This window comes from Paraburkholderia sp. BL6669N2 (assembly GCF_003387275.1).
In the GTDB taxonomy this organism is placed as follows: domain Bacteria; phylum Pseudomonadota; class Gammaproteobacteria; order Burkholderiales; family Burkholderiaceae; genus Paraburkholderia.
In genome coordinates, this window is sequence record NZ_QUNA01000001.1 from 1,994,117 (window position 1) to 2,014,384 (window position 20,268).

At 63.0% G+C, this 20,268-nt stretch carries 16 protein-coding genes; 7 read left to right on the plus strand and 9 right to left on the minus strand.

Going from position 1 to position 20,268, the window contains the following annotated elements:
* Positions 1–50: 50 nt before the first annotated feature.
* The 5 genes from hydA to B0G80_RS09175 form a co-directional block, all read right to left on the minus strand.
* A complete protein-coding gene (gene hydA, locus B0G80_RS09155) occupies positions 51–1,502 on the minus strand; it encodes a dihydropyrimidinase (protein WP_116117772.1) in 1,452 nt (483 codons plus the stop codon).
* Between the two features lie 66 nt (positions 1,503–1,568).
* Positions 1,569–3,080, minus strand: coding sequence for an NCS1 family nucleobase:cation symporter-1 (locus tag B0G80_RS09160; protein ID WP_106279294.1), 1,512 nt, complete (start codon positions 3,078–3,080; stop codon positions 1,569–1,571).
* Between the two features lie 123 nt (positions 3,081–3,203).
* Positions 3,204–4,532 carry an NAD-dependent dihydropyrimidine dehydrogenase subunit PreA gene (gene preA / locus B0G80_RS09165; RefSeq protein ID WP_116117773.1) on the minus strand — a complete coding sequence of 443 codons (1,329 nt, stop codon included), beginning with the start codon at positions 4,530–4,532 and terminating at the stop codon, positions 3,204–3,206.
* 67 nt (positions 4,533–4,599) lie between these two features.
* A complete protein-coding gene (locus B0G80_RS09170) occupies positions 4,600–5,949 on the minus strand; it encodes an NAD(P)-dependent oxidoreductase (protein ID WP_116117774.1) in 1,350 nt (449 codons plus the stop codon).
* Positions 5,950–6,079: 130 nt separating this feature from the next.
* On the minus strand, positions 6,080–7,360 hold the full coding sequence (locus tag B0G80_RS09175; protein ID WP_116117775.1) for a Zn-dependent hydrolase: 1,281 nt from the start codon (positions 7,358–7,360) through the stop codon (positions 6,080–6,082).
* Positions 7,361–7,662: 302 nt separating this feature from the next.
* Here B0G80_RS09175 and B0G80_RS09180 point away from each other — a divergent pair, with 302 nt between their 5' ends.
* On the plus strand, positions 7,663–8,415 hold the full coding sequence (locus tag B0G80_RS09180) for a TetR/AcrR family transcriptional regulator (protein WP_181919935.1): 753 nt from the start codon (positions 7,663–7,665) through the stop codon (positions 8,413–8,415).
* A 60-nt stretch (positions 8,416–8,475) separates the two neighbouring features.
* On the opposite strand, the gene boxA is transcribed toward B0G80_RS09180, so the two are convergent.
* The 4 genes from boxA to B0G80_RS09200 all read right to left on the minus strand — a co-directional run bounded on the left by boxA (position 8,476) and on the right by B0G80_RS09200 (position 14,094).
* The gene (boxA, locus tag B0G80_RS09185) at positions 8,476–9,717 is read right to left on the minus strand and encodes a benzoyl-CoA 2,3-epoxidase subunit BoxA (protein ID WP_116117776.1); all 1,242 of its coding nucleotides are present in this window, start codon (positions 9,715–9,717) and stop codon (positions 8,476–8,478) included.
* 62 nt (positions 9,718–9,779) lie between these two features.
* Positions 9,780–11,207 carry a benzoyl-CoA 2,3-epoxidase subunit BoxB gene (boxB, locus tag B0G80_RS09190; RefSeq protein ID WP_116117777.1) on the minus strand — a complete coding sequence of 476 codons (1,428 nt, stop codon included), beginning with the start codon at positions 11,205–11,207 and terminating at the stop codon, positions 9,780–9,782.
* 124 nt (positions 11,208–11,331) lie between these two features.
* Positions 11,332–13,002 carry a 2,3-epoxybenzoyl-CoA dihydrolase gene (gene boxC / locus B0G80_RS09195; RefSeq protein ID WP_116117778.1) on the minus strand — a complete coding sequence of 557 codons (1,671 nt, stop codon included), beginning with the start codon at positions 13,000–13,002 and terminating at the stop codon, positions 11,332–11,334.
* A 117-nt stretch (positions 13,003–13,119) separates the two neighbouring features.
* Positions 13,120–14,094 carry a helix-turn-helix transcriptional regulator gene (locus B0G80_RS09200; protein WP_116117779.1) on the minus strand — a complete coding sequence of 325 codons (975 nt, stop codon included), beginning with the start codon at positions 14,092–14,094 and terminating at the stop codon, positions 13,120–13,122.
* 192 nt (positions 14,095–14,286) lie between these two features.
* On the opposite strand from B0G80_RS09200, the gene B0G80_RS09205 reads away from it, so the two are divergent.
* The 6 genes from B0G80_RS09205 to B0G80_RS09230 all read left to right on the plus strand — a co-directional run bounded on the left by B0G80_RS09205 (position 14,287) and on the right by B0G80_RS09230 (position 20,267).
* Positions 14,287–14,754 carry a DUF4863 family protein gene (locus B0G80_RS09205; RefSeq protein ID WP_116117780.1) on the plus strand — a complete coding sequence of 156 codons (468 nt, stop codon included), beginning with the start codon at positions 14,287–14,289 and terminating at the stop codon, positions 14,752–14,754.
* Between the two features lie 8 nt (positions 14,755–14,762).
* Entirely contained in the window at positions 14,763–14,885 is a 123-nt protein-coding gene (locus B0G80_RS46765; protein ID WP_258878977.1) for a hypothetical protein, read from the plus strand.
* 62 nt (positions 14,886–14,947) lie between these two features.
* Entirely contained in the window at positions 14,948–16,564 is a 1,617-nt protein-coding gene (locus B0G80_RS09210) for a benzoate-CoA ligase family protein (protein WP_116117781.1), read from the plus strand.
* Between the two features lie 8 nt (positions 16,565–16,572).
* Complete coding sequence (locus B0G80_RS09215) at positions 16,573–17,427, plus strand: alpha/beta fold hydrolase (RefSeq protein WP_116117782.1); 855 nt, start codon at positions 16,573–16,575, stop codon at positions 17,425–17,427.
* A gap of 320 nt (positions 17,428–17,747) precedes the next feature.
* The gene (locus B0G80_RS09225) at positions 17,748–18,074 is read left to right on the plus strand and encodes a hypothetical protein (protein WP_116117783.1); all 327 of its coding nucleotides are present in this window, start codon (positions 17,748–17,750) and stop codon (positions 18,072–18,074) included.
* A gap of 81 nt (positions 18,075–18,155) precedes the next feature.
* Positions 18,156–20,267 (plus strand): phosphocholine-specific phospholipase C, encoded by a 2,112-nt coding sequence (locus B0G80_RS09230; protein WP_116117784.1) that lies wholly within the window; start codon positions 18,156–18,158, stop codon positions 20,265–20,267.
* The last annotated feature ends 1 nt before the right edge of the window (position 20,268 follow it).

Genomic DNA, 20,268 nt, shown 5'->3' on the forward strand with positions numbered 1-20,268 from the left:
AGAGCGGCGCCGCGTTTGAATGCGGCGCCGCCCGTTGGATTGCGAATAGCTTACCGCTCCACCGGATGCGGTTCCTTGCGCTTGTTGGCGACGCGGATCGCGTCGAAGTAGGCGCCGTTCGGCGGACGTTTCAGATAGCGGCCGGCGCCGCGCTCCGCACGCAACTCGCCGTCGGTCCAGGCGAGCGCGCCGCGAGTGAGCGTGTGCATCGCCACGCCTTGCACCGTCATGCCTTCGAACACGTTGAAGTCGACCTTCTGATGATGCGTCTTCACCGAAATCGTTTTGCTCGCGTTCGGGTCCCACACCACGAGGTCGGCATCCGCACCGACCCGCACCGCGCCCTTACGCGGATACAGGTTGAAGATCTGCGCGGCATTGGTCGACGTAATGCGCACGAACTCGTTCGGCGTGAGACGCCCCGAGTTCACGCCGTGATGCCAGAGCACCGCCATGCGGTCTTCCACACCGCCGCAGCCGTTCGGGATCTTCGTAAAGTCGTCGCGGCCCATGGCTTTCTGCGACGCGCAGAATACGCAGTGATCGGTTGCCGTGGTGTGCAGCTGGCCGGCTTGCAAACCGCGCCACAATGCCTCGCGATGCTCGGCCGAGCGGAACGGCGGGCTCATCACGTGGGCCGCCGCGCGGGTCCAGTCGGGATCGCGATACACCGCTTCGTCGATCACCAGATGGCCCGGCAATACCTCGCCGAACACGCGCAGACCTTCGCTGCGGGCGCGGGCGATCGCATCGACCGCGTCTTTCGAGGACACGTGCACGATATACACCGGCACGCCCAGCACCTGCGCGATCCGGATCGCGCGATTGGCGGCCTCGCCCTCCACCTCGGGCGGCCGCGACAGCGGATGCGCCTCCGGACCAGTAAATCCTTTCGCCAGCAACTGACGCTGCAATTGAAACACCAGTTCGCCGTTTTCCGCATGCACGGTCGGCAGCGCACCGAGTTCGAGCGAGCGCGAGAAGCTGTTCACCAGCACTTCGTCGTCGGCCATGATGGCGTTTTTGTAAGCCATGAAGTGCTTGAAGCTCGACACGCCGTGTTCATGCACCAGCGTGCCCATGTCGCGATAGACCGAATCGTCCCACCATGTCACCGCGACGTGAAAGCCGTAGTCCGCCGACGCCTTCTCGGCCCAGCCGCGCCACTCCTTGAACGCGTCCATGAGCGGCTGCTTGGGGCTCGGGATCACGAAGTCGATGATGCTCGTGGTGCCGCCCGATAAACCCGCCGCCGTGCCCGTGTAGAAGTCGTCGCTCGCCGTGGTGCCCATGAACGGCAATTCCATGTGCGTGTGTGGATCGATGCCGCCGGGCATCACGTATTGACCGCCCGCATCGACGATCGCGGCGCCGGCGGGCGCCTCCAGGTCCGCTCCGATCTGCAGGATCGTGCCGCCGTCCTGCGGGTCCGCACACAACACGTCCGCACGATACGTGTTCTCCGCGTCGATAATCGTGCCGCCGCGAATCAGGGTCGTCATGTTGCCGCCTCCTTATGAACTGCTGGTTTCGGTGCTACGTCATTCGCCGGCGCTCGCGGGCCGGCTTTATGCGCTCGCCACGCGCGCACTCGGTCCTTTGCTCAGCTTCATCCATGCGCTATATACGATCGACGCCAACGCGAGTCCGACAAACCACGCGTACGTATAGAGCGTATTGAAGATCGCCGGCACGTTCGGGAACGAGGCCGGAAACGCGGTATGCAAGAAGCCCGGCAGGTTCGGCAGCACGCCGATCACGAGCGCGACCACCGCGCCGATATTCCAGCCGCCGGTGTAGCTGTATTCGCCGTGTTCGTCGAACAGTTCACGCGTGTCGAGCCGCGTGCCGCGGATCAGGAAATAGTCGACCATCAGAATGCCCGCTACGGGACCGAGCAACGCCGAATAGCCGACGAGCCACGTAAAGATATAACCCTGCGTGGTGGCGAGAATCTTCCACGGCATCATCACGATCGCGATGGTCGCGGTAATCATGCCGCCCACGCGATACGAAATGCCCTTGGGCCACAGGCTCGAAAAATCATAAGCGGGACCGACGAGATTTGCCGCGAGATTGCAGCACATGGTGTCGAGCGTCAGGATGATCAGCGCGACGCCCACGCCGATGCCGGTCATACGGCTCGTCAGATCGATCGGATCCCAGATCGCCTTGCCGTAGATCACCACCGTCGCCGACGTAACAACCACCGAGATCACCGAGAGCAAGGCCATCGGCACCGGCAAGCCGACCGACTGGCCGATAATCTGATCGCGCTGCGTTCTGGCAAAGCGCGTGAAGTCGGGGATATTGAGCGCGAGTGTGGCCCAGAAGCCGACCATGGCCGTGAGGCCGGGCCAGAACGTGGCCCAGAACAGGCCTTCTTTCTTGCCGCCGGGCACGAATTGCGACGGTGCCGACAGCATCGAGCCGAGACCGCCCGCTTTCGATGTCGCCCACCACACCAGTGCAATGCACATCACGATCTTGATCGGCGCGGACCAGCTTTCGAGCCAGCGGATCGAATCCGTGCCGTGCACGATGAAGTAGATCTGCAGCGCCCAGAACACCAGGAAGCACGCGAGCTGCGCGAGTGAGATGTCGAGAAACGGCAAGGCCGCGCCGTGCAGTGCGTTGCCGGTGAGAATGTTGAGCAGCGTATAAATCGCGCTGCCGCCGAGCCACGTCTGTATCCCGTACCACCCGCACGCGACAATGGCGCGCAGCATTGCCGGCAGCTTGGCGCCCTGCGTGCCGAACGAGGAGCGCACCAGCACCGCGTACGGAATGCCGTGCTTCGCGCCCGCGTGGCCGATCAGGAGCATCGGCACCAGCACGATCAGGTTGCCGAGCAGCACGGTTGCCACCGCTTGCCACGGCGACATGCCCTCTTCCGTCAAGCCGGCGGCTAGCATGTACGACGCGATGTTCATCACCATGCCCACCCACAGCGCGGCGAAGTGATACCACTTCCACGTACGCTGCGCGACGCCCGTCGGCGCAAGATCGTCGTTGTAAAGACTGCTGCCCTGCACGCCGGCCGCGAACTGCGGGTCGGCGGGTTGCGCTGTCTGCTTCATCTAGAGCTCTCCACTCGATCGTTGAGACCCGCGGCTTCTGTCGGCGCGTCGAGCCTTTTGGGGAATGACAGGTTCAGTACTAGCGCTGCGTTTGTTTCAGTTCGCTTCAACCACGTTCTCTTTTCAGGCGGCATTTGCCGCGTGCGCCGGCTCGCCGGTTTCAGCCGCGTCCGCCGATGCGTTCAGCCCTGCGTCCACGCGCGCCGGATTGTTCGGATGCGTGGTCCAGTTCGCATACTCGCCGTTGTCCACGCGTTCCATCGAGATGCACTGTTCGACCGGGCACACGTGCATGCACAGATTGCAGCCGACACATTCGGAGTCCATCACTTCAAAATGCCGGACGCCATCTTTTTCTTTCATGATCGCCTGGTGAGCCGTGTCTTCGCAGGCGATATGGCACAGGCCGCACTGGATGCACTTGTCCTGGTCGATGCGCGCCTTGATGTCGTATTTGAGGTTCAGGTACTTCCAGTCGGTGACGTTCTGGACGGCCCGGCCGCGAATATCGTCGAGTGTCGCGTAGCCTTTTTCGTCCATCCAGTTGGAGAGGCCGTCGGTCAGGTCGGAAACGATACGGAATCCGTAGTGCATGGCCGCCGTGCAGACCTGCACGCTACCCGCGCCGAGCACCATGAATTCCGCGGCGTCGCGCCATGTCGAAATCCCGCCGATGCCGGAGATCGGCAGATTCGGCGTTTCCACATCGCGCGCGATTTCCGCGACCATGTTCAACGCGATCGGCTTCACGGCCGGGCCGCAGTAGCCGCCATGCGTGCCCTTGCCATCGACCATCGGCAACGGCGACATCGCGTCCAGATCGACCGCGACGATCGAGTTGATCGTGTTGATCAGCGACACGCCATCCGCGCCGCCCTTATAGGCCGCGCGCGAACCCGTGCGAACGTCGCTGATGTTCGGCGTGAGCTTGACGAGGCACGGCAGCCTGGTGCCTTCCTTGACCCAGCGCGTGACCATCTCGACATACTCGGGCACCTGGCCGACCGCCGCGCCCATGCCGCGCTCGCTCATGCCGTGCGGGCAGCCGAAATTCAGTTCGACCGCGTCCGCGCCCGTGTCTTCGACGAGCGGCAGAATCCACTTCCAGTCGCGCTCGTTGCACGGCACCATCAGCGAGACGATCATCGCGCGGTCCGGCCAGTCGCGTTTGACTTGCGCGATTTCCTTCAGATTGACGTCGAGCGGACGGTCGGTAATCAGTTCGATGTTGTTCAGGCCCGCCATGCGCTGGCCGTTCCATTGCACCGCGCCATAGCGCGAGCTGACGTTCACCACATGCGGATCGAGGCCGAGCGTCTTCCACACCACGCCGCCCCAGCCCGCTTCGAAAGCGCGGTTCACGTTATAGGCTTTGTCGGTCGGCGGCGCGGAGGCGAGCCAGAAAGGATTCGGCGAAGTAATGCCGGCAATCGTACAGCGCAGATCGGCCATGTTCGGCTCCTTGGGGACTGCTGTTTTTGTCTGGTATGACGCTTAGTCGGGCTTGGCGCGATTCGCTTCAGGCGGCTTTTACCGCGGTGCGAGCGAACTGTGCATCGATCGCGGCAGCGGCGATCTTGCCGTCCTGCACCGCCTGCACCGTGAGGTCGATGCCGCCGGTCGCCGCGCAATCGCCGCCGGCCCACACGTTCCCGAGCGAAGTCTGGCCATTCGCATCGACCGCGATACGGCTGCCGTCCAACGTCAGCAACTCACGCTCGATGCCGACCGGCACCAGCGTTTGACCGATCGCCTTGAGCACCATGTCGGCCTCGACCACGAAGCGCTCCTCTCCACCATCTTTCGACGTGCGCGCGAATTCGACACCTGTCACCACGCCGTTGTCGCCGATCAGCTGCATCGGCGTGGCATGCGTGACGAGCGTGACACCGCTCGTCTGTGCGAAGTCACGCTCGGCCCAGGTCGCGCTCATCGCTTCGACGCCGCGCCGGTACACCATCGTCACCGAGGTCGCGCCGAGCTTGCGGCTTTGCACGGCAGCGTCCACCGCCGTATTGCCGCCGCCGATCACGACCACGCGGCGCCCCACCGGCACCGTGCCGAGATCGCTCGCGCTGCGTACCTGCTCGATGAAGTCCACCGCGTTCATCACGCCGCCGTGGTCTTCGCCTTCCATTGCGAGCGCGCGCACGCCGGTCAGGCCGATCGCGAGAAACACGGCGTCGTGCTGCTTGCGCAGCGTGTCGAGGTCGACATCGCGTCCGAGCGCGACGCCGTGTTTGATCTCGATGCCGCCCACCGAGCACAGCCACTCCACTTCACGCTGTGCAAAGTCATCGACGGTTTTATAGGCCGCGATACCGTATTCGTTCAGGCCGCCGGCTTTTTCATGCGCGTCGTAGATCGTCACGTTGTGGCCGGCCAATGCGAGCCGATGCGCACAAGCAAGTCCCGCCGGCCCCGCGCCGACCACCGCGACGTGCCGTCCGGTTTCCGCCGCGCGCTTGAAAAGCACTTCGCCGCGCGCCATCGCCCAATCCGTGGCGTGGCGTTGCAGCGCGCCGATCGCCACCGGCTTCGCATCCTGATGGTTACGCACGCAAGCGCCTTCGCACAGAATTTCCGTCGGGCAGACGCGCGAGCACATGCCGCCCAGCGGGTTGGCCGACAGAATATCCACGGCCGCGCCCTTCAGATTGCCGTTGCTGATCTTGCGAATGAAGCTGGGAATGTCGATTTGCGTCGGGCAGGCGTTCACGCACGGCGCGTCGTAACAGTAGTGGCAGCGGCTCGCCGCCGCGGCGGCAGCGCTTGCGTCGAGCAAGGGCGCGATGTCGGAGAACTCGCATGAGAGCTGCTCGGGCGAGAGCCGCTGAGCGGCAATGTCGCCGGTTTGCTTGATGGCCATACTCGTTCCTTCTTCGATGTGAGGACGTAGCCGCTCCTGCCGGCCACGCTGCGAAGCCGGGACGGCATGTTTTATGGGCACTACGGTGCAGCGGACGAAACGGATGCTAAGGACCGCAACCGCTAAAGCGTTATGAAACCGGCTCGCACGCACGTTCCAGCATGGCGTGCAGCAACACGTTGGCGCCGGCCTCGATCCATTCGAAGGTGGCGTCCTCGATCTCGTTGTGACTGATACCATCCAGGCACGGCACGAACACCATCGAAGTCGGCGCGACTTGCGACAGATAGCAGGCATCGTGTCCCGCACCGGACACCATGTTGCGATGCGGATAACCAAAGCGTTCCGCAGCGGCGCGCACGGACTTCACGCAGGCTTCGTCGAAGGCGACCGGCGCGTAGTAAAAGATCTGCTCAAGTTCGGTTTCGAGGCCGATACCGCTCGCGATGTCGGCCACGCCCTTGCGCAAGGCGGCGTCCATTTTCGCGAGCACCGCATCGTCCGGATGACGGAAATCGACAGTGAAGAACACACGCCCCGGAATCACGTTGCGCGAGTTCGGATAGACCTGCATCATGCCGACCGTCGCACAGCCGAACGGCGCGTTGTCGAGTCCGATACGATTGACCAGATTGACCACACGCGCGGCGCCGAGCAACGCGTCGCGACGGCGCGGCATCGGCGTCGGACCCGCGTGCGCCTCCTGTCCCGTCAGCGTGATTTCGTACCAGCGCTGACCTTGCGCGTCGGTCACGACGCCAATGGTTTTCTGTTCGGCTTCGAGAATAGGCCCCTGTTCGATATGCAGTTCGAACGCCGCGTGCAGCGGCCGTCCGCCGCATGGAATATCGCCCGCATAACCAATGCGCTTGAGTTCGTCGCCGATGGTCTTGCCGTCCACATCCTTGCGCGACAGACCGTACTCGAGCGTGAACACACCGGCGAACACGCCCGATGCCACCATCGCGGGCGCGAAACGCGAGCCTTCCTCGTTGGTCCAGATCACCACTTCGACCGGATGTTCCGTCTCGATGCCGTGATCGTTCAGACTCCGAATCACTTCGAGACCGCCCAGCACGCCGTAGATGCCGTCGAAGCGGCCGCCGGTCGGCTGCGAGTCGGCGTGCGAACCGGTCATGACCGGCAGCGCAGCGGGATTGCGGCCGGCGCGGCGCATGAACACATTGCCCATCTGGTCCACACTGACCGTGCAGCCGGCTTCCTTCGCCCAACTGACGATCAGATCGCGTCCTTCCTTATCGAGGTCGGTGAGCGCCAGGCGGCAGACGCCGCCTTTAGGCGTTGCGCCGATCTTCGCCATTGTCATCAGGCTGTCCCACAGCCGCTTGCCGTCGATCCTGATCGACGTGGTGGGTTCAGCGTGCTTCAGCGCTTCGGATACCGCGTTCATTCGTCTCGCTCCTTTCGGTGAACCGACATGAAACTGGTGCATCGGCGGCGGGTTTTGGGGCGTGCCCGCACGGGGGCGGTGCAGATTCGATGCCGTCGCTCGCTTCTCATACAGCGGGCAAACCCTGGGGTATCGGCCGCTCTTCCAATCCTGTCCAGTTGGACAGGTTGTAGCTGATTAAACTCGCCAAATCAACACCTTTCGTGCGGTGAGAAACATAGCGAGAAGCGTGCCATTGCATCGCAGCATGCCCGCGGCGCGCGCGATGAATGCGCGTGTGGGCAGCGCGCCAAACGACTAGAATGAAGCGCGACGCGGCACCCATGCCGCCAAAGGCGAACATGAGAGACGACGACGTGGCGGCAGACATCACGGAAAGCGAGGAATCACGCGCACCTTTGCGGCGGCGCAAGGCGCACATTCGCGAGTCGAATGAAGCGCATCTTCTGGCGTGCGCCGAGGCGGTTTTCGCCGAACGCGGACTCGACGGTACGAGCACCGCGATGATCGCGGAGCGCGCGGGCTTACCAAAAGCCAACGTGCATTACTACTTCCCGACAAAACTCGCGCTCTATCGACGCGTGCTGGAAGACCTGTTCGAAGACTGGCATCGCGCGGCGGATACGTTCGAATGCAGCGACGACCCGGTCGAAGCGATCGGCGGGTACGTGCGCGCGAAAATGGAATTGTCGCGGCGCCGGCCGCTCGGTTCGAAGGTGTGGGCGAGCGAGATCATTCACGGCGCGGAGCATATGGAGGACATTCTCACGGGGCGCGTGAAGCCGTGGCTCGACAGCCGCGTGAAGGTGATCGACGATTGGATCGCGCGCGGGCTGCTCGCGCCGGTGAATGCGCAGACGCTGATGTATATGATCTGGGCGACGACGCAGCACTATGCCGACTTCGATGCGCAGATTCGCGCGCTCAAAGGCAAGCGCGCGTTGACGCAAAAGGCGTTCGACGCGACCACGGAGGAAGTGGTGCAGTTGGTGCTTCGGGCTTGCGGGGCGGTGTCGCCCGCACAGCATGAGGATGGCGTCGACCCTGCGAGATAGAGGTAACTGAAAAGGCCCGCTGTCGATGATGAACAGCGGAGCCTTATAAGACCCGGCGCCTCAATACGTCTCCAGATGCAACCTCCCCTCCTTCTTCAACTTCACCCACAGCGCTTCCCAATCCAGCTGATGCTGCTCACCAATCTCCTTGAGCGCCTGCAGCACACCATCCTCCATGCCCCTCAACCCGCACACGTAAATATGCGTGTTGTCGTCCTTGAGCATCTGCGCCACATCGACCGCGCGCTCGCGCATGGCGTCCTGAACATAGCGCTTCGGTTGACCCGGCGTACGCGAGAACGCCAGATTCGTATCGATGAAATCCTTCGGCAGATTCGTGAGCGGCCCGAAGTACGGCAACTCCTCTTTGGTCCGCGCGCCGAAGAACAACATCAACTTACCCGTGGCGCCCTTCAGCCGACGCCGGCGGCGATACTCGGTCATCGCGCGCATCGGCGCTGAGCCCGTGCCCGTGCAGATCATCAGCAGATGCGAGTTCGGATGGTTCGGCATCAGGAACGTGCCGCCGAACGGGCCGATCACCTTGACCACGTCACCCTTTTTCAGATCGCACAGGTAGTTCGAACACACACCGTCCAACGAGTCGCCGTGTTGCTGCGAAACACGTTTGACCGTCAACGAGACGTTGTTGTAACCGGGCCGCTCACCATCGCGCGGGCTCGCAATCGAATACTGGCGCGCGTGATGCGTGCGGCCGTCCGCGGCCGCGCCGGGTGGAAGAATACCGATTGACTGGCCTTCCAGCACCGGAAACGGCATCGATCCGAAATCCAGCACAATATGATGAATGTCGCTATCGGTCGAACCGTCCGTGAGCCGGTAGTTGCCCACCACCGTCGCGCTAGTGGGCTCCTTGTGCGTGTAGAGGTTCACGTACGGTTTCGCCGCGGACCATGGCGGCACGACCGAACCGCGCACGGTATCCACTTCAATGCCGCCTGCCTCCGCGGGCGTATCACCCGACCCGCCCGCGCCCGGCGACTTGTCCGCGGCGGGCACGGCCATCGTGTTCTGTTCCGGCAGGACGTCCCACGTGAACTGTTCTTCGATCGGATATGCGTCGGCCTTCAGCACCGTGCGCCAGTTGTCGATCGCACCAGTCGGACACGGCGGCACGCATGCCATGCAGCCGTTGCAGATATCCGCCTTGACCACGTAGTTGTTGTCGTCGTGCGTGATCGCATCGACCGGGCAAGTCTCTTCGCAGGTATTGCAGCGAATGCAGATTTCCGGATCGATCAGATGCTGCCTGAGAACTTCGATCGATACTGGGCCGTTCATGACTTCCTCCACCTTGAGATGCGGCGCTCTGGCGCCACGCGCGTCAAGCGCCGCTCGCGCGCTCAGTTGAAACGCACGTATTCGAAATCGACCGGCTGACGGTTCACGCCCATCGCGGGCGGCGCGATCCAGTTGGCGAACTTGCCGGCTTGCGTGACACGTCCCATCAACGACGCAACGTAAGCGCGGTCTTCCGGCGTGGCGAGCCATTTCGTCTCGTTGGCGATCCATTCGGTTTCGCTGACCACGCGGCCGTCGGGCGACACGCGCGTGCCCGCGAATGTGCCGATCTGCCGATTGAACGCTTTGTGCGGCACCGTCATGCGGAAATCGATGCCGGCTTTTTCGAGCACCTTGTTCCAGCGCCCCACGCCCGCCACCGAATCCTTGATGTAATCGTCGCGCAGCACTTCGTTCATCGCGTTGAGCATTGGCACTCCGCGCTCGACCAGTTTGCCGGCCTGCACGTCGAGCAATTTGTAGCTCTGGCCGTTCAACTGATGATCGTCGTCGCGCTTGTTTTCTTCGTAGCGGCCCTTGAGGCCCGAGCTATAGAACGTGGCTGCGTTGGACGAATGATCGGCGCCGAACAGGTCGATCGTGACCGAGTAATGGAAGTTCAGATAACGCTGAATGGTCGGCAGATCGATCACTCCGGCCGCGCGAAGCTTCGCGGCATCGTCCGTGCCCAGTTCGTTCATGACCTGGGCAGTGCGCTGAATCACGCGAGATACACCCGATTCACCCACGAACATGTGATGCGCTTCTTCGGTCAGCATGAACCTGGTGGTGCGCGCGAGCGGATCGAAGCCGGACTCGGCAAGCGCCGACAACTGAAACTTGCCGTCGCGATCCGTGAAGTAGGTGAACATAAAAAACGCGAGCCAGTCCGGCGTTTTCTCGTTGAACGCGCCAAGAATGCGGGGATTGTCGTCGTCGCCAGAACGGCGGCCGAGCAATGCTTCGGCTTCCTCACGGCCGTCGCGGCCGAAGTAGCGATGCAGCAGATACACCATCGCCCACAGGTGACGGCCTTCTTCGACGTTCACCTGGAACAGGTTGCGCAAGTCGTACATGGAGGGCGCCGTCAAACCAAGGTGGCGCTGCTGCTCGACCGACGCCGGTTCGGTGTCGCCCTGCGTCACGATGATACGGCGCAGATTCGCGCGATGTTCGCCGGGCACGTCCTGCCAGGCCGCTTCGCCCTTGTGTTCGCCGAAGTGAATCTTGCGGTCCTGCTCGCCGGGCGTGAGAAAAATGCCCCAGCGGTAGTCCGGCATCTTCACGTGATCGAAATGTGCCCAGCCGCCCGCGTCGACGCTCACCGCGGTACGCAAATACACATCGTAGCCGTGCGAGCCTTCCGGGCCCATATCACCCCACCACGCCAGGAAATTCGGCTGCCATTGTTCGAGCGCGCGCTGCAGTGCCCGGTCGTCGGCGAGGTTGACGTTGTTCGGAATCTTTTCGCTGTAGTTGATCGTTGACATGGTCGGTTCCTGGTTCGGAAACTGCAGTGACGATGAATGGCACGTATCGGGCAAACGGTGGCCTGTTTCGCGCTCATTGAGCGGATGGCGTTCAGACGCCGATCACGCGCGTATCAAATGCGTATCAAACACGCGAGACGTCGAATTGCGCCTTGCTGCCCTTGCCATACACCTTGAGCGCGCCCTTCTCGCCCACTGCGTTCGGCCGGTTAAAAATCCAGTTCTGCCACGCGGTGAGGCGGCCGAAGATACGCGTCTCCATCGTTTCCGGACCGTTGAAGCGCAGATTCGCTTCGAGTCCGGTCAATGCATCCGGCGACATCGCGGCGCGTTCTTCGAGCGCGATGCGGATTTCGTCGGCCCAGTCGATGTCGTCGGGCGATGCGGTCACGAGGCCGAGACGCTCGGCGTCGACCGGCTTGATCGGCTGATCGATCAGGGAACGCACCGCGTCGAGCGGTTCGGCTTCTTCATAGAAACGCCGGCCGAGACGCGACTGATAAGTGACCATCGGGTAGAGGCCGAAGTTGACTTCTGAAAGCGTGATGGCCGACTCCTCCTCTTCATTGCCCGGCAGCGCCGCCATATACGTGCGGTCCGCGGCGAACGCGAGTTCCGCGAACGTGCCGGCAAAGCACGAACCCGGCTCGATCAGCGCGAACAGCGAACGCGACGAAACGTCGATACGTGCAAGCGTGCGGCGCAACAGGCCGATGGTCTCGCGCACGAACCAGTGGTCCTTGTGCTGCATGAGCGAGGCATCCGCGGCGAGCAGATTGCGGGCATCGCCTTCGGTTCTGAAGACCCACGTGCCGACCGCCAGTTCGTTGGTGCGCATGCACAGGATCGCGTCGTCGAGTTCGCGGGCGAATTGCAACGGCCACCAGTTCACGCCCGCTGCGACGATCTCATCGATATTCGTGGGCGGTTCGCCCGCCGGCGCCTTGGCGGTGAACGTCGCGATACGTTTTGCACGATCGATCGAGACGTCGAGCGTCTTATAAGTGAGGCCGTCTTCGCGGTCCGTGCGTTCGATACGCGTGAGCACAACGCCTTGCGCGTCCGCGGGACGATCGCTTTGCCCGGCGAGTTCGAGCGCGCGTGCCTGGATCGCCTGATCGAACTGGTTCGGCTTGACGACTTCATCCACGAGACGCCATGCTTTCGCCCGCTCGCCGCGTACGCCTTCGACCACCGTGCAGAAAATGTCGGCGCGGTCGTGCCGCACCTTGCGTTTGTCGGTGACGCGCGTCAGGCCGCCGGTGCCCGGCAACACGCCGAGCAACGGCACTTCCGGCAGTGACACCGACGACGAGCGGTCGTCCACCAGATAGATTTCGTCGCAGGCCAGAGCGAGTTCATAGCCGCCGCCGGCGCACGCGCCGTTCACGGCAGCCAGAAACTTCAGACCCGAATAGCGCGACGAATCTTCCAGGCCGTTGCGCGTCTCGTTGGTGAACTTGCAGAAGTTGACCTTCCACGCGTGTGTCGAGAGGCCCAGCATGAAAATGTTGGCGCCCGAGCAGAACACGCGGTCTTTCAGGCTCGTCAGCACCACGGTCTTCACTTCAGGATGCTCGAAGCGGATGCGCTGTATTGCGTCGTGCAATTCGATATCGACGCCGAGGTCGTACGAATTCAGCTTCAGCTTGTAGCCGTCACGAATGCCGCCGTCCTCGGCGATGTCGATGCCGAGCGTCGCGACGGGGCCGTTGAAGCTCAGCTTCCAGTGCTTGTACTGCGAGGGATCGGTGCGGTAGTCGACCGGCGCGACGGCGGTTTCTGCTGTGGACATGGGGCGTCTCCTGACTGGACGATGCAAATTTGTTTTTTTGAACAATAGTGCATCGTCATACCCATGTAAAGCACTTTAGTGCATGTTTGCTAGTAAACCCTTACGCTGCAGCGCAGGTTAGCTCGCACGCGCTTCGTCGGGCGATTCCGCGGCGAGTCTTGCGGCGAGGCGGTCGCGCAGTTGCAGGTAGGCGTCGGCCAAAGTTTTTTCGCTGGTGTCGAAGGTCATGTCGGCGCGGCCGTACAGCTCGGAGCGCCCCGCCAGAATGCGCTTCAGGTCATCCATCGCCTCCTTGTTGCCCGACATCGGCCGCAGGTCGCCCTGCGCGACGACGCGGCGCATGTGCTCTTCCGGCGCGGCCTGCAGCCACACCGTATAGCAATGCGACAGCAGCGTATTAAAAGTGCCCGACTCCGACACGAGTCCGCCCGGCGACGCAATCACCGCGCGCTCGTGCTCCTGGATCACGGCCTCCAGCGCGCGGTGCTCGTAACGCCGGTAAGCGGCCGCGCCGTAAAGCGAATGAATCTCCGAAGGCGGACAACCGGCCAGTTGCTCGATCACGCGTGTGAGCTCGACAAACGGCACTTTGCGCTCCTGCGCGAGCATCCGTCCGAGCGTCGATTTGCCGGCGCCGCGCAAGCCGATCAACGCAATCCGGTCCTTGCGATGCGGGTCGCGCGGCGCCTGCGCGAACATCTCGGCGAGCGCCACGCGGGCGCGCTGCAAGGCCGCCTGATCGCGTCCCTGCAGCAATTCGCGGATCAGCAGCCATTCGGCGGAAGCCGTGGTTTCGTCGCCGATCACCTCGGCCAGCGAGCAGTTCAAGGTAGCCGCGATCTGCCGCAGCACCAGCACCGACGCATTGCCCACGCCCGATTCCAGATTCGCCAGATGCCGCTCCGACAGACCGGTCTCCGTGGCCAGCGTCTTGCGCGTCATGCCGCGGCGCGCGCGCAGCAGGCGCACGCGGTCGCCCATCGCCGTGAGAAACGGATCACGCTCGGCGCCGCGATCCGGCGACCGTTCGCCACGGGGCGCGTCCTCGTCGGATGAGTCGTCAAGGGGTGGCGGAGAGTAATGTTGGTTCATGTTTTGCTGCCTCATAACTGCGATACATGTACTATAGTGCTTGACAGACCCCGAGTGAACGGTTAATTTTCGCCAAATATTGATCCAATAACAAACGCTGTCGAGATTTTCGGCGGCGTCACGGAGATGGCGCGACGACTCGCATGCATTAACGTGCGTGTGCCGGGCGGAGGCGCCGATCTGGAGGCTCGCATGTCCCCACATGAATTCCAGCGCCTGATCGCGGGCGTCACTGAGCAACTCGTCGGCCGGCCGCTCGGCGGCAAGCTGGCGGACTGGCTGAACGAGACCTACCCTGCCGGCGGCGACGCGTTCCGCGAGCTTGCAGAGGCGTGCAAAAGCGGCGTCGCCGAAGGCTGGCTGTGCAACCGCGAAGGCGGCGGCATTCGTTACGGTCGCATCTTCAAGGCGCTGCCCGAGACCCACGGCTTTTCCGTCGACGTCGTCGATATGAAGGATATTGCGGGATCGCATCATGTTCACCCGAACGGCGAGATCGACCTGATCATGCCGCTCAACGAAGGCGCCACCTTCGACGCCCACCCGGCCGGCTGGTGCGTGTACAGGCCAGGCTCCGCGCATCGTCCGACGGTGGCGAACGGCGAGGCGCTGGTGCTGTATCTCCTGCCGCAAGGCGCCATCGAATTCACTTCCGCCTGAGCACCGCCATGACCGAACTCCTGAAGAACCATGTCGCCCGCGAGCGGATCGCCGGCGGCGGCGCGGGCGTCACACTCACCGATCCGGTGACGGGCGTTGCGCTCGTGGACCGGGCGAGCACATTAGCCTGACAGCATCGAGCGGATCATGAGCACAGAACAGCCGGACCGCACCCACCCGATGGAGGAGACACATGGAAGCCCTGTTGGAAAAGGCAGCGAATCAGCCCGCCGCGACAGTCGAAGCGCCGCCCGCGCTATTCAACTTCGCGGCCTACCTGTTTCGACTGAACGAAGCCCGCGCCGCCAAGACCGCCTATATCGACGACACCGGCAGCGCCACGTACGGTGAACTCGAAGAGCGCGCGCGGCGCTTTGCGAGCGCGCTGCGCACGCTCGGCGTGCATCCAGAAGAGCGCGTGCTGCTCGTGATGCTCGATACCATCGCCCTGCCGGTTGCCTTTCTCGGCGCGCTCTACGCGGGCGTCGTGCCGGTCGTCGCAAACACGCTGCTCACGCCCGCCGACTATGTGTACATGCTCACGCACAGCCACGCGCGCGCGGTGATCGCCTCGGGTGCGCTGGTGCAGAACGTGACGCAGGCGCTGGAGTCCGTCGAACATGATGGTTGTCAGTTGATCGTCTCGCAGCCGTGTGAGGGCGAGCCGCTTATCGAGCCGCTTCTAGAGCCGCTCATTGCGCCGCTGCTCGAAGAATTGATCGACGCCGCCCCGCCCGCCGCCAAAGCCGCGGCAACCGGTTGCGACGACATCGCCTTCTGGCTGTATTCGTCAGGCTCGACCGGCAAACCGAAAGGGACCGTCCACACGCATGCGAATCTGTACTGGACCGCTGAGCTTTATGCCAAGCCGATCCTCGGCATTGCCGAAAGCGACGTGGTGTTCTCCGCGGCCAAGCTGTTCTTTGCGTACGGTCTCGGCAACGGCTTGACGTTTCCGCTGTCGGTTGGCGCCACGGCGATCCTGATGGCGGAGCGTCCCACCGCCGACGCGATCTTCACGCGTCTCGTCAAACATCGCCCGACTGTGTTCTACGGCGTGCCCACGCTCTACGCCAACATGCTGGTCTCGCCCAACTTGCCCGCCCGCGCCGATGTCGCGATGCGCATCTGCACGTCGGCGGGCGAAGCGTTGCCGCGTGAAATCGGCGAGCGTTTCACCGCCCATTTCGGCTGCGAGATTCTCGACGGCATCGGCTCGACTGAAATGCTGCATATCTTCCTGTCCAATCGCGCGGGCGCGGTCGAGTACGGGACGACGGGCCGTCCAGTGCCGGGATACGAAGTCGAGTTGCGCGACGATGCCGGTCATGCCGTGGCCGATGGCGAAATCGGCGATCTGTATATCAAAGGGCCGAGCGCTGCCGTGATGTACTGGAACAACCGCGAGAAAACGCGCGCCACGTTTCTCGGCGAATGGATCCGCAGCGGCGACAAGTACTGCCGGCTGGCGAACGGCTGCTATGTCTACGCCGGCCGCAGCGACGACATGCTCAAAGTCAGCGGCCAATATGTCTCGCCGGTCGAAGTGGAAATGGTGCTGGTCCAGCACGGCGCGGTGCTCGAAGCGGCGGTGGTCGGCGTCGATCACGGCGGCCTCGTCAAGACGCGTGCTTTCGTGGTGTTGAAGCGTGAATTCGCGGCCTCTGAGATACTCGCGGATGAGTTGAAGGCTTTCGTGAAGGACCGGCTCGCGCCGCATAAATATCCGCGCGATATCGTGTTCGTCGACGATTTGCCGAAGACTGCCACCGGAAAAATTCAACGCTTCAAACTGCGCGAGCAGTCATAAGGTGATCTATGCAGAACCCCGCCATTGGCAACGTTGCAGCGACGAGCGCCAGCGAATTCGCTGACTTGCCCGCTTGCGCGTCGCATGGGCCCTTGCGCATCGAGTATCGTTGGCTGAATGAAGCGGCCGGCGACGCGCCGATCGCCGTCTTCCTGCATGAAGGCCTCGGTTCGATCGCGATGTGGCGCGACTGGCCGCAAGCGCTGTGCGAGCGGCTCGGCATGCGTGGGCTCATTTATTCGCGGCCCGGCTACGGACTTTCCACGCCGCGTCCGCATGAGGTGAAGTGGCCCGTCGATTTCATGACGGCGCAGGCGCGTGACATTCTGCCCGCCTTGCTCGACGCGCTCGATATCGACATGCGCGAACGCCGGCGCATGTGGGTGATCGGCCATAGCGACGGAGGCTCGATCACGCTGCTGTATGCAGCGCTCCATCCCGAAGAATTGGCCGGTGCGGTGGCAATTGCGCCGCATGTCTTCGTCGAAGATATTTCGGTGGAGAGTATCGCGCAGACCAGACAACTCTACGAGACAACGGATCTGCGCGGCAAGCTTGGCCGCTATCACGCGGACGTCGATTCCGCGTTTTATGGCTGGAACGATATCTGGCTGAATCCGGCTTTCAGGCAGTGGTCGATTGCAGAAGAATTGGCGTCGATCCGCAAGCCGTTGCTCGCCGTGCAAGGCCACGACGACAACTACGGCACGATGGCGCAGATCGAAACGATCGCCGCACACCTGCCGCATGCGCAACTGGTCAAGCTCGACGCTTGCGGACACTCGCCGCATCGCGACGCGCCGGGGCCGCTGAACGAAGCCATTGCGGCATTCGTTTCGAGCGCGACGCATTTGGACCATTGAGGTCATGAGCGCGGCGCGTCTTTCCGACGACGCGCCGGGTCATAACGCTATTGCCGGCAAACGCCTCAGATTAACTTCACGCACTGCACACGCGGGACAATCTCGCGCTCCGCGGTCGGCGCGGGTTCGCTGCCGGGCAATATTACCGTCGAGATCGAGGCCATCGTCGCCATCCAGGATTAACGGTCGCGCAATTCTCAACAAATACCCAAATTTCCACATCTTCACAAAAGTTACACAGGTAAGCGACTATTCTTGCGCATCGCTGACCTGGGCACATGGACGCCCTGGCTCATCTTCCCCGTGCCGGAGACATTGCCATGTCTGTTGTGTCGAACCCGTCGATTGCCTTGCATTGCAAACGTTTGGCGGCCGCACTGGTCGCCGTGTCGCTGTGCATGCTGCTCGGCGCATGCGGCAACGACGACGACAAAACCCCGGACACGCACGCGGTGACGTCTACCGGGAGTCCGGCCGGCGACAGTAACGCCGGCGCCGTGCTGTCGGCGAATCCGTCCTTCGCTTCACCCGCGTCCGCTGACGTTACGATTCAAACCCCCGCACTACCCGCATCAAGCGCCGACCCGGCATTGTCCGCCGCCGCGTCGACGCCGCTCGCCACACCCGTGATCCATACCGTCGACTGAGTTTCGCGCGTCACGCGGCGCGCGGGCGAGTCTCGTGCGTTGCGTGCATCGTTCCTCCACCGAAGATCGAAAGCCAATACCATGACCTCAAAAAATCGCCGTGATTTTCTGCGCTCCGTCGCGCATGCAGCCGGTTCCGCCACCGCGCTGAGCATGCTGCCGCTGGGCATTCGCAACGCCCTCGCCATTCCCGCCAACAACAAGACCGGCACCATTCGCGACGTCGAGCACATCGTCGTGCTGATGCAGGAAAACCGTTCGTTCGACCACTACTTCGGCACGCTCAAGGGCGTGCGCGGTTTTGGCGACACGCGCGCGATCAATCTGCCCAACGGCAAGCCCGTGTGGTATCAGCCGCTCGCGGCGGACGCCGGTTACGTGCTGCCGTTCCGCCCGAGCGCGCCGAATCTGGGTCTGCAATTCCTGCAGGATCTCGCGCACGACTGGACCAGCACGCACGCGGCATGGAACGGCGGCCGCTACGATCAATGGGTGCCCGCCAAAAGCGCCACGACGATGGCCTATTTCACGCGCGAGGACATTCCGTTTCACTACCAACTCGCCGACGCCTTCACCATCTGCGACGCGTACCACTGCTCGCTGATGGGACCGACGGACCCGAACCGCTATTACATGTGGAGCGGCTGGGTCGGCAACGACGGCAGCGGCGGCGGCCCGGTGATCGACAACTCCGAACTCGGCTATGGCTGGTCCACGTACCCCGAAGTGCTGCAGAACGCGGGCATTTCGTGGAAGATCTATCAGGACATCGGCACCGGTCTCGACGCGAACGGCTCTTGGGGCTGGACGCAGAATCCGTACATCGGCAACTACGGCGACAACTCGCTGCTCTATTTCAATCAGTACCGCAACGCGCAGCCCGGCAATCCGCTCTACGACAACGCGCGCACCGGCACGAACGCGGCGAAAGGCGACGGCTACTTCGACATCCTCAAGCGCGACGTGCAGAGCAACGCCTTGCCGCAAGTCTCGTGGATCGTCGCGCCCGAAGCCTACTCCGAACACCCGAACTGGCCGACGAACTACGGCGCCTGGTACATCGACCAGGTGTTGCAGATTCTCACGTCGAATCCCGAGGTGTGGAGCAAGACGGTGCTGCTGATCAATTACGACGAGAACGACGGCTTCTTCGATCACATGGTGCCGCCGTTCGCACCGTCGTCGAGCGCGAACGGTCTGTCCACTGTCGACACCAGCAACGAAATCTATCCGGGCGACGCGAAGATTCCCGCCGCTCCGTATGGGCTCGGACCGCGTGTGCCGATGCTGGTGGTGTCGCCGTGGTCCAAAGGCGGCTACGTGTGCTCGGAGCTGTTCGACCACACGTCGGTGATCCGTTTCATCGAAAAGCGTTTCGGCCACGAGCACAACCTCGGCGAGTCGAACATCACGCCGTGGCGCCGCGCGGTGTGCGGCGATCTGATGTCGGCGTTCAACTTCAGCAATCCGAACGACGCTTTCCCGACGCTGCCGGGCACGAGCGGCTACGTGCCGCCGGATCAGAAACGCCATCCGGATTACGTGCCGCTGCCGCCCGCGTTGCAGGCCGTGCCGAAGCAGGAACCCGGCGTGCGCCCCGCGCGCGCGTTGCCGTACGAGTTGTTCGTGCGTGTGCATGGCGAAGGTTCGGCCAACCAGCTCACGATGCGCTTCGTCAACACGGGCCGTACCGGCGCGGTGTTTCTCGTCTACGCCGCTCATAGTCTCGACGCGCCGCGCACCTATACGGTCGAAGCCGGCAAGCGCCTGCAGGACGTATTGCCGCTGAATGCGGACGGCAGTTACGACTTCACCGTGTACGGCCCGAATGGCTTTCTGCGCCGCTTCGCGGGCAAGCCGGTCGCGCGCAGCTGGTGGAACGGCTCCGACATCGCGCGTCCTGAAGTCGAGGAAGGTTATGACGTCGCGAACGGCAATCTGCAACTGCGGCTGGAAAACGTGGGCAGCGCGCCTGCCCAGTTCAAGATCGTCAACGCGTACGACCCGAACAACGTGATCCGGCATACGGTGCGCGGCGGCGATACCGACCAGATCTACCTCGATCTGCGCAACGCTCACGGCTGGTACGATCTGGCGATTACGGTCAATACGGATCCGCTGTTCGCGCGGCGATTTGCCGGACACGTGGAAACCGGCAAGAGCAGCATGAGCGATCCGGCGTTGGGCAGCTAAG